General features: G+C 49.0%; 8 protein-coding genes and 1 pseudogene. 8 read left to right on the forward strand and 1 reads right to left on the reverse strand.

The genetic code is table 11. From position 1 onward, the window contains the following. The 6 genes from EA408_13015 to EA408_13040 form a co-directional block, all read left to right on the forward strand. The coding region (locus tag EA408_13015) for a T9SS C-terminal target domain-containing protein (GenBank protein ID TVR68866.1) at positions 1-2,621 on the forward strand (2,621 nt) is incomplete at its 5' end. A gap of 90 nt (positions 2,622-2,711) precedes the next feature. Then, on the forward strand, positions 2,712-4,019 hold the full coding sequence (locus tag EA408_13020) for a hypothetical protein (protein ID TVR68867.1): 1,308 nt from the start codon (positions 2,712-2,714) through the stop codon (positions 4,017-4,019). A 59-nt stretch (positions 4,020-4,078) separates the two neighbouring features. Further along, the gene (locus EA408_13025; GenBank protein TVR68868.1) at positions 4,079-5,740 is read left to right on the forward strand and encodes a caspase family protein; all 1,662 of its coding nucleotides are present in this window, start codon (positions 4,079-4,081) and stop codon (positions 5,738-5,740) included. 104 nt (positions 5,741-5,844) lie between these two features. Continuing rightward, entirely contained in the window at positions 5,845-6,336 is a 492-nt protein-coding gene (locus EA408_13030) for a hypothetical protein (GenBank protein TVR68869.1), read from the forward strand. Between the two features lie 11 nt (positions 6,337-6,347). Further along, positions 6,348-7,172 carry a DUF4384 domain-containing protein gene (locus EA408_13035; GenBank protein ID TVR68870.1) on the forward strand — a complete coding sequence of 275 codons (825 nt, stop codon included), beginning with the start codon at positions 6,348-6,350 and terminating at the stop codon, positions 7,170-7,172. Positions 7,173-7,236: 64 nt separating this feature from the next. Next, positions 7,237-7,791, forward strand: coding sequence for a hypothetical protein (locus EA408_13040; protein TVR68871.1), 555 nt, complete (start codon positions 7,237-7,239; stop codon positions 7,789-7,791). Here the strand turns inward: EA408_13040 and EA408_13045 are convergent. After that, positions 7,788-8,891, reverse strand: a complete 1,104-nt coding sequence (locus tag EA408_13045) for a hypothetical protein (GenBank protein ID TVR68872.1) — start codon at positions 8,889-8,891, stop codon at positions 7,788-7,790. The genes EA408_13040 and EA408_13045 overlap by 4 nt on opposite strands. A 156-nt stretch (positions 8,892-9,047) precedes the next feature. Between EA408_13045 and EA408_13050 the strand changes: the two are divergent. Both EA408_13050 and EA408_13055 read left to right on the forward strand, forming a co-directional pair. After that, positions 9,048-9,131: pseudogene (locus EA408_13050) on the forward strand (arsenate reductase ArsC). Between the two features lie 196 nt (positions 9,132-9,327). Next, positions 9,328-10,232 (forward strand): hypothetical protein (locus tag EA408_13055; protein TVR68873.1); only part of this gene is annotated, 905 nt, incomplete at its 3' end.

Genomic DNA, 10,232 nt, shown 5'->3' on the forward strand with positions numbered 1-10,232 from the left:
ATGACCTTGAGCCGGGACTATACGCATGGAGCGTGCAGGCTGTTGACCACAGCTTTGCAGGGGGTGAGTTTGCAGAGGAGGGGGTTTTCTATATACCGGGTCCTCCGACAGTTGTAACACAAGCCACCACCGGAGTGTCGGAAAGCACTGCTACACTGAATGCCATGGTTAATGCACTTGGACTTGAAACGACGGTCTGGTTTGAGTATGGAACAGGGGAGGGTGATCATGAAAACTGGGAAACTGCTGAGGCCGATCCGCCAACAATAGACGGCACTGACGAGACACCTGTTTCGGCATCTCTCGATGGGTTGCAGGCTAACACATATTACTACTTCAGGGCGGCTGCACAGAACGATCTTGGAACAACATACGGGCATGACGGGGTATTATTTACCAGCGACCCTCCAGGGGTAACGACCCTTGATGCTGATAATATCGAACCGTTTTCTGCAACCCTCAGGGGAAGTGTTGTGCCCAGGAACCTTGAGACAGATGTATGGTTTGAGTATGGCCTTACGGCGGAAGAGCTGGACAATACGGCCGGGGCAACCTCTTCGCCGGTGGATGGTGAGTATGCCACAGAGGTTGAAGCTGATATTGACGGATTGCTGGCAAATGAGATTTACTACTTCAGGGTTGCGGCTGAGAGTTTCTCCGGGTTATCTGAAGGAGACATTAAACAATTCACTACAGCCATGGCAGCACCGGGTGCAGCAACCCTTGCAGCTTCTGATATTACTTCTACATCGGCAGTTTTGAATGCCAGTGTAATGCCTCATAATTTAACTACGACAGTGAGTTTCGAGTATGGAAAACAGAGCGGCCGGTATGATGAATGGGAGAGTGTGTCAACTACCTATTTACTGGAGGGACAATCCTCCCAGGATGTTGAGGCAATGGTTACTCTTGAACCCGCTATCAGGTACTATTACAGGGTCAGGGCAGAGAATTCAGCGGGCACGGGATATGGTGATCAGAGGCAGCTTGTAACTCTGGATATGGCTCCTGAGGTAACAACAAAAGATGCAACTGATATCCATAGAACCGGCGCTACCCTCAACGGGATGGTCAACCCGAATAACAGCGAGACAAGCGTAACATTCAAATACGGGCTTACCGATGCCATTGATCAGAGCTGGCTTTCGGCCGATGTAAGCGGGACTTTTGACGGGAACCAGCCTGTGGCTGTATCGGTTGATGTGATCGGACTGGATGAAAATACTCCGTACTATTTTGTGATAAGTGCAACCAACAGCGGGGGCACCTCAACGGGAGAGATTAAGGGTTTTAGTACATCTGCCCCGATTGTTGCAATAGGTGATGCTACCGGTATAACCACATCCTCGGCCATGCTTAACGCAACGGTAAACAGCAATAATTACGCTGCCGTTTACTGGTTTGAATATGGCACCGACCCGCAGCTTGAGCAGGCACAAACAACTGAACCGGGTGACATTGACCCCGGCGACGAAGAGCTGCCTGTCATTGCAACGGTTACAGGCCTGGAGCCCAACACCGTTTACTACTTCAGGGTTGTAGCCGAAAGCATTAACGGCAGGAGCGTAAGCAGCATCAATGAACTGCATACTGATTGCGACTGGGATATTATCTGTTCCACACCTTCCGGCCCGGATCAGTTGTGCCAGGGAACCGGCTCAACCACATTTGAAACATCAAGCGAAACGGCCCTTGAATACCAGTGGCGCATTGAACCCCCTGGTGCAGGATCGGTAACCGGAAACGGGGAGACTGCAACGGTAACATGGAACAGCGATTACAGCGGCCAGGCCAGTATTTACGTGCGAGGATATGACGGTGTCTGCAACAGTGTAGAGTCTGATCCCCTTGTTGTAACGATCAATCCCTTGCCCGATCCGGCCCTTATAAGTGGTGATGATAACGTGTGCCCCGGGAGCTATGGCAATGTTTACAGCATTGAGCCCTCTGAGGGCAGCTCTTACAGTTGGTCAGCGGTGGGCGGAACATTGCTGGAAGAGCATGACGGGGGCTTTGCCCGTATTCACTGGGGTGATAACACAGATACCCCGAGGGTGTCGGTCACTGAAACGATTGATGCAACTGGCTGCAGCCGGGAAAACATAATGGATGTTATCATTGCCGGCTCACCTGCTCCCGAAAAACCTGACATCAGGGTCAAGGGAAGAATACATATTCTTATCTCCTCGGTAAATGCTGATGCTTACCAGTGGTTCATGGATAATGAAATTATTGCCGGGGCAACGGGCAAGTATTACATAGCCCGCGAGGCAGCCGGGATGTATATGCTGAGGATCAGTGAGGGGCAGTGCCATTCATTCTCCGATCCCCTTGGAATACCCTTGAACAAGAAGCTTCACCAGGTGGAAGAGATGGGCTCGGTGTTCCCGAATCCAAGTGAGGGTATAATAACATATGAGCTCTCAGGGGAGGTTTATGGCCTTCTCAGGATCAGGATAACAGACAACAACGGCAGGGTGGTACATACAGGCAGTGCCGACAAATCTGAATATTCCATTAATGAGCAGATCAATATGCAGAACCTCCGGTCGGGAGTCTATTTTCTGGAGGCAGCAGTTGACGGGGAGGTGGTAGATGTCCAGGTTTTGGTTAAAAATTGACAGGTCAGCATAGACGATGAACATTTATATACAAATAACAATTTCAAAGTGAAGATAGTTGCGCCAAAAGGATCATTGTTTGTTTTAGTTTTGCTGGTTTCGTGTTTACCGGCACAAAGTTCACTTGCCGGTAACATAACCCGGGAGCAGGAGAGGCTGGCGCTGGATGGTGCAAGGCAGGTTCTTTACCAGTACCAGGAGTATGCGAGCTTTACCGAGGATGGAGAGAGGATATCCCAGGATTATACCGATGCTTTTCTTGGACTTTTCAGTGACCCTCAAAGAGACAGGGTGTTCAACGATGCTGCTGAAAGGGCAAGAAGGGGCAGCTCGGTTACAGCAAGGGATTATGTGGGTTATATTCACAGTAACTATCCTTCGGGACTTGATGTAATACTGGAGACCGGTGAGATATCCCTTCTGGGTATTGAGAGCCTGCCGGGCAGAGATGGAGCATACCAGATGAAGGTTTCGGTGCATAAGGAGCTATTTGGCCTTACTCTCTCAAGAAGGCTTCACGAGTATTCGGGGACGCTTGTCTTTGCCATGGAATTTATGATCGACGACGATTCCCCGTCAGGTTTTGTCATCACCGGCATCAGTGATCAGACAGGGCATGTTAATTACCTTGCAGATCAAAGGCTACGGGGACTTCACCTGGGCGTTTCAGGGGAGATGGCAGGTTCGATGATGCTCTCAGCAGATATTAATGACAACAGCCACTGGCAGCAGACACCACAAAGGGAGGTTAGTTTCGGGGCCTCAGTTACATGGTTTTTCAACCGCTCGGTGGGCTTAACCATTGGCGCCAATATGGTCCGATACTCAGCCGGCCTCTCTCTTGACAATTTCTCGGGGCAGTCCGATATTGAAATTATTGACAAGGATGATGATATCTATAACCCGGTGTTTGAGATCAGCGACCTGACAGAGCTCAACACGCTTGAATACATTGAGATACCCTTGATGCTTAATTTAAGGACAGGAAAAGCTTCAACGGGTATCTACCTTGATGCAGGGATAGTGTATGCGATTTCACAAAAGGCGGGTTACCGTGTGGAAGGCGTTGTAAACAGGATGGGTTACTACCAGGAGTATGACATTACCCTTGAAGATGTGCCCGAGTATGGATTCGCAGAGGTGGCACTGGATGAGGCAGGCTCCTGGCAGGTCAATCCCACGAACATCGCGGCCATTGCCCGTGTCGGATTGTCCATACCAATAACAGCAGAGGCATATCTTAGAATTGGCGGTGTTGGGATATTTGGTCTCAATGACATACTGTACGACAGGCCCAAACACCCGGAGGATTTTATTTCGACAACCGGGATTGTTCCCGGGGAAACCCGCCTGGCGAGATTCGGGGTTGAAATCGGGTTTTCTTATAAGTTATTCTGAAACAAACAGCAGTGTAAGTGCGTAACATTTAGATATCAAAACAAACAAAAGAACCTGTTATGACAAGCAAAGTGTTTTTTCTTCCAGTCACTCTTGCAGCCTTATTATTGCAGTTATTCTGCTTTGAATTGACTGCACAGGCTACCGAAGAGATTGTCTTTGCAACAAGGTCAGGCAAGCGTGGAGTGATCAGCATCCAAAAAAATGAGCTCCAGGACAATGTGCTGCCAGTGAGCATGAACCTCAGGTGGGTGGACAGGGAGCTGAGGCCGGTAAGCGGGGTTGATGCGGTGGTGGTCATAGACAGGCAGCAGTTAAGCATCAGCACTCCCAAGGTAAGTTGCATAACCGGGAGTGAAGTTCCAACACGCCCCATTGTGCTGACCCCTGGAGACAATACCATGCGTTTTGAATTTGACGAGAGGTTTGAGGGTGGTGAGGTTTCCATTGAGCTGCCAATGATGTTTGCCGCTAACAGCCAGGTGGCATCGAGAAAACAGGAATGGGAGGAGTTCGCGTTCTCACGGCCAAGAAGGGTCGCACTGGAATATGACATCAGCCAGGAGAGTATAGTTGACCTGACACCTCCCGATATAAGGGTTATAAGTCCTGAAGGAGTAAGCCTTGGCATGAGGCCGATAGTGGATTCCGAGTCGGTAAGGGTATCGCTGCTGGTGAGGGACAACTTTGGAATTGACAATGTTCTTGTCAATAACAGGCCCGCGCAGATGGTAAATGACTCTATCTACGTGGCCGATGTGGTTCTCAGGGTTGGTTATGAGAACCCGGTCACTATCATTGCCACTGACAACAGCGGGCATTCAAACAGGGAGCAGTTCTCGATAGAAAGCCGTCCCGTTGGATCACTGACTGCGGCAGCAAGGCAGGAAGCGGTAACCTCTTCGGTAAGGGAACCCTCTGATGTGGATATAAACATACCTGATAACGGGCTGGAGCTGAACAACCGGTATGCCCTTATAATAGGCAATGAGGATTACACATCTTATCAGCCGCATCTGCAAAGGGAATCGAATGTTGAATTTGCTGTTCATGATGCCAGGATATTCAGGGAATATGCGCAGAAAGTCCTTGGTGTGCCTGATAACAACATAATCATGCTGCTCAATGCACGGTCGGTCGAGATGCACAATGCCCTTGACAGGATGAGCATGATCGCAAGGAACACCGGCGGGGATGCGGAGTTTTTCATCTATTATGCCGGCCATGGATTCCCTGATGAGCAGACCAGGGAACCTTACCTTATGCCTGTTGATGTAACGGGAGCCAACCTGAGTTTTGCCGTACCATTGAGTGACTTTTACTCAAAGCTTACCGAGCATCCGACAGAGCGGATTACTGTATTCATTGATGCCTGCTTCAGCGGAGGCGGGAGGGATCAGGGACTTGTGGCAGCCAGGGCCGTGAGGGTAAGGCCCAGGGGGCCGTCCATATCAGGTAACCTGGTGGTGTTTTCAGCAACCTCAGGCGACCAGTCCGCCCTGCCATACCGCGACCAGCAGCACGGGATGTTCACATACCACCTGCTTAGCATGCTGAAGGCAAGCAGGGGAGAGATATCATACAGGGAGCTGGCAGATCACCTGCGTCAATCGGTTGCAACAAGATCAGTGATGGTGAACCACAGGGAACAGAATCCCGAGACCAATATCAGTCCGACTCTCGATGAGAGCTGGGAAAACTGGGTTTTCACGGAATTCTGACAGAACAACTGTGTTGTCAACAAAACAATTCTATGAACAATTTCTTCGATACAAGAACAATTTTGCTCTGTCTCTTCTCTTTTATAGCTTCCGGTTCTGTTTGTATGCAATCAGGATACGCACAGGGTGTTGACGGGGATTTGTCCGGTGGCCCTTGTGATTCTGATATTTACACTTCCGACACTCTTTTTTTCCGGGCAACAGGAATTGGTGTAAACGCCGACCTCAGGAGGGCTGAAAGACTGGCAAGGCTTGATGCAACTTCCAACCTGGCGGCAAATATCAGTGTTACCATCGAGTCAATCGCTGAAAGGTACTTTGTTGAACAAAGCGACGGTGATAGTACTGAATACTCATCTGCATTCAAACAGTTAACACGCCTGGTGTCCAGGCAGCAATTGAGCAATGTTGAAATTATTTGCACACAGACAGATTATGATGGTGAAATGTTTACGCACAGGGTCGCGGTAGAAGTCTCTACCGGTGACGTGCTGACTGGTATTGAGGAGGATTTTTCAAACGACCCCTCCATTAACCACCTTTTTGATAAAGGGCTGTTTGAAAGGGTTTTTATTGAGGAACTGAATGTAAACTAACAGGTTTGTATATGCAAATTTCCGGATATAGAAAATCAATTATTATATTGCTTGTGACAGCTTTGCACTCACATTGCCTGATTGTTGGGGGACAGGAAACTATTTTCATAGAGGGGGCAAAAGGGGTCGGGGTTATTGCCGGCAGGATAAGCGAATCAGATGCACGTCGCGATGCCATAAACCAGGCCAAAATTGAAGCATTGCGCCAGGCCGGTGTCACAGAACACCTTTCCTCTTATGAATTGTTATTCACAAGTGAATCAGATCACGACTACAGTGAGTTTTTCAGTTCCGATGTTCAATCAGAACTGCAAGGTGCCGTACAATATTACGAGGTCGTTGATGAGCAGCGTAAACTCAATCCCTACTCAAATTTTTTTGAATATGAAGTAACAATAGACGCAACTGTTATTAAATATACAACCCGTCCCGATCCTGCATTCATCACTAAAGTTGACGGGATAAAGGGGGTCTATGACCGGGGTGAGACTCTGAGCTTTTCCGTTCATTCCACAAAGGATTGTTATCTCAGTATTTTCAATATAACTGACAATAACGCCTATCTGATGTATCCCAATCAATGGGAGGTACATCAGGGGATTGCAGCGGGTGAGACTAAGGAATTTCCTTTCGGTTTTGTGGAGTACTATCTGGACAACAGCTCCAGTGAGCCTGAGGTCAACCGGTTGATCTTCGTGTTTACCAAAGAACCGGTTCATTTTCTCAGGTACAGGGATGAAGACCAATCAACTGATTCTGAAATCATTTTTTCCTGGATATACAGTATTACTCCTGATATCAGGAGAGTTGACTACCATACTTTCGTGATCAGGTAGATACTTAACTAATTTTTCACCAAATCTAATTATTATGAAAACAGGTACCAGTTTTTTAGTTATCGTGTTTTTTGCAGCCGGAGCGCTGCTTTTGACTCATTGCAGATCCAAGCAGCAGGCTGCGGTTCCTGAGGGCGAAACCCGCGTAGTGGTTCTGTGCAGCGGCCCCGAGTACTTTACCGACAATGAGTATTTCAGGGCCAACAGCCTGGGTGAAAGCACCAACCAGGCAAACTCAAGGAGAATGGCACTCAGTAATGCAAGGGCTGAGCTTGCCTCACAAATCGAGGTAACTGTCAAGAGCGTTATTGACAACTACGTGCAGGATATTACGGTGGGCGACAGGTCCGAGTTCATGCAACGTTATGAAGGCCTCAGCCGGGAGGTGATAGAGCAGAGGCTTGCAGGGACAAGGGTGATCTGTGAGGAACTGACGAGGACTGCTGACGGGACCTACAGGACATATATAGCCATTGAGCTCAGCGGGAATGATATCCTCAATGCCATGAATCAGCGGATATCAAATGACGACAGGCTCAGGCTGGACTATAACTATGAGAAGTTCAAGGAGACATTCGATCAGGAGATGGAGCAGATGAAACAGGAAAGGGGTTATTAGTCCACATCCCTTACACAGCGTACCGACAGGCCTATTTTTTTGCGCAACGAGCTGGTGGCTACAGTGCCGGTGTTGTATCCCATTACCCTGGCCCATGAAAAGAATTCTCCCGCCTCATCTGCGGTCCACCAGTACCCGTAACGGCCCAGGTATTCGTGGTAGCCCTGCAGGTTGCGCTGGCCACCAGGAAGAGCCGAAAAGTCAAAATCGTCGGTTCCTGAATAGATATCATCAAAATCCCATCTCGGATGTTCGCTGGTGTCACATTCACCCTGCAGCGGTGATCCTTCCTGCCGGCAAGACTTAAGGTGATCGCCAATATTGCTGTTGTTGATATCAGGGTGATTTTCAACAAGGTATTCAATGGTCTCATCCCAGTCTCCGGCAGTCGAAACCCGCCAACCGGTGGGACACAGCATTTCTGTTTCTACGGCATGCCAGTTGTACTGAAGTCCGTAAGCTTCGGCCATTTCATTGTCTGATCCTATGCCGTCAACCAGGTCGTGGGAATAGATTGTATAGGCGCCCGCGAGTGTATGGAACCAGTTCTCATTATCAAGTCCGGTATGTATGTCATCTCCATTACGGTATCTTCTTACCCTCAGGTTTTCGGTCATCCATTCCCTGTTATTTATTATGGTGGTATTGTACTGGTTCCCGTCGATATCGGTCATTGCCAGTCCGGTTGCCGATTCATGCAGTGTGGTGAAGGTCGTTTCGTTTCCGTAGCTTTCTCCCAGGCTGTTGACAGCGTAGGCGCGGACGAAATAGGTTGTTTCGGGCGTAAGCCCTTCCATCATAAGGTGGTAAATGCCTTCTCCCGTACCTGCTGAGACAAGTCCCTCATTGAACTCAAGGGTCGGGTTGTTGTCCGTGCTCCATACTATGCCCCTGTCGGTTACAGGCGAACCACCGTCGTCGATCAGGTATCCGCCGCTACTTGCGCTGGTGCTGCTGATATCTGAAGCCGGTATGGTGCTGATTTCGGGCAGCTCAACCGGATCATCCTTCTCGCAGCCTGCAAAGAACAATGGCGTGGCGAGCAGGGTAAGTATGAAGATTGTTCTTAATGAATTGATCAAAAACTTTTTATGTGCCATAAGGTGATATTTTTGTCGGGTTTGCTTACTGAAGGAAATAGAAGCATGTTTTTAAATAACGGTTAAAACAATAAAACCGTATGGATTTCCCTGATTCAAAAATAGCAAAGATTGACAAATTTTTACATCCTGGATCATGGCTGCCGTGTCAGACAAATGAAGATACTTATACCCTGCACGGGTAACTCCTGCTGCAGACAGATGGCCCGCTGCTTTCCCGGGTCGTTTGACAGTGACATTTTCCGGCATCAGGGGCATTATCAGTTTAAGACAGTAATGATTGATGCCGGTGCGACTTTTGCCGTCATTTTTGCCGGCGGCATTGTGAAGGTCAGGCTTTTTTCATAACTTGGTGTGATTTGCAAAATTAAAACTTCACATCATGAGACCAAAATCGCTTTTTATTTCACTGTTACTTCCTGTTTTGTCCATCTTGATGCTTACGGGCTGCAATTCTGATATATCGCAGGATGTCACTGCCATTTCCAGTGAAGACCGTATAACCGTAATGGTCGGCGGCATGGAGTTCACCTCGTACCTTTTTGGCAGTGTTCACAAGTACCCGTTTTACTATCCTGTCGTCGGACCCCTTTCGGGGGAAACGGTCACTACATGGGACCAGGAGCCATATCCGCACCATAGCTCCCTGTATGTAAGCCTGGACTGGGTCAGAAGTGAAAATGTGGAGCGCGGCAATTACTGGCAGCCGCGTCACGAACTGGAGACCGGCCAGGTGTTCTCTCGCGATCCGCGTATCTTAGAAGATAACGGCAAGAAGGTTGTTATCTCAGATCGCCTTGAATGGATAGTCCCTGCTACCGGGACACACCATTTCAATGAAGAGCGGACTGTCAGGATCTGGGCACCGTCACCTGAGGTGAGGGTAATGGATTTTGACCTTGAGTTTGAGGTTCTGAAGGACCTGTCCGTCAGTCCTACCGGACACTCCTTCTTCAGTGCCAGGATGAGGCCGGAGATCGCTGTGGGATGCACTGACCACGGACCTGAATGGGCGCACCTGGGTACAGGAACGATAGTCGACTCACAAGGCAACCGCGATGAGTCCGGCACCCGCGAAAAAGCGGGCGACTGGGCCGCCTACTACGGCGATAATGGAGGGTTTGTTGAGGGACTGGCAATTATCCAGCATCCTGACAACTCTTATTATCCCGGACAATGGGTTACGAGGGACTACGGGTTCTTCTCGCCTTCATCATTCTGTTTCAACGCCGAACCGGTAGAGATGCGGACCGGACAAAAACTTTCTTTCCGTTACCGTGTGGTGGTCTTTGCCGGCGATCATAAGGATGCCCGGATTGACTACTGGTACAGGGACTTTAT

The organism is Marinilabiliales bacterium, from assembly GCA_007695015.1.
In the GTDB taxonomy this organism is placed as follows: Bacteria; Bacteroidota; Bacteroidia; order Bacteroidales; family PUMT01; genus PXAP01.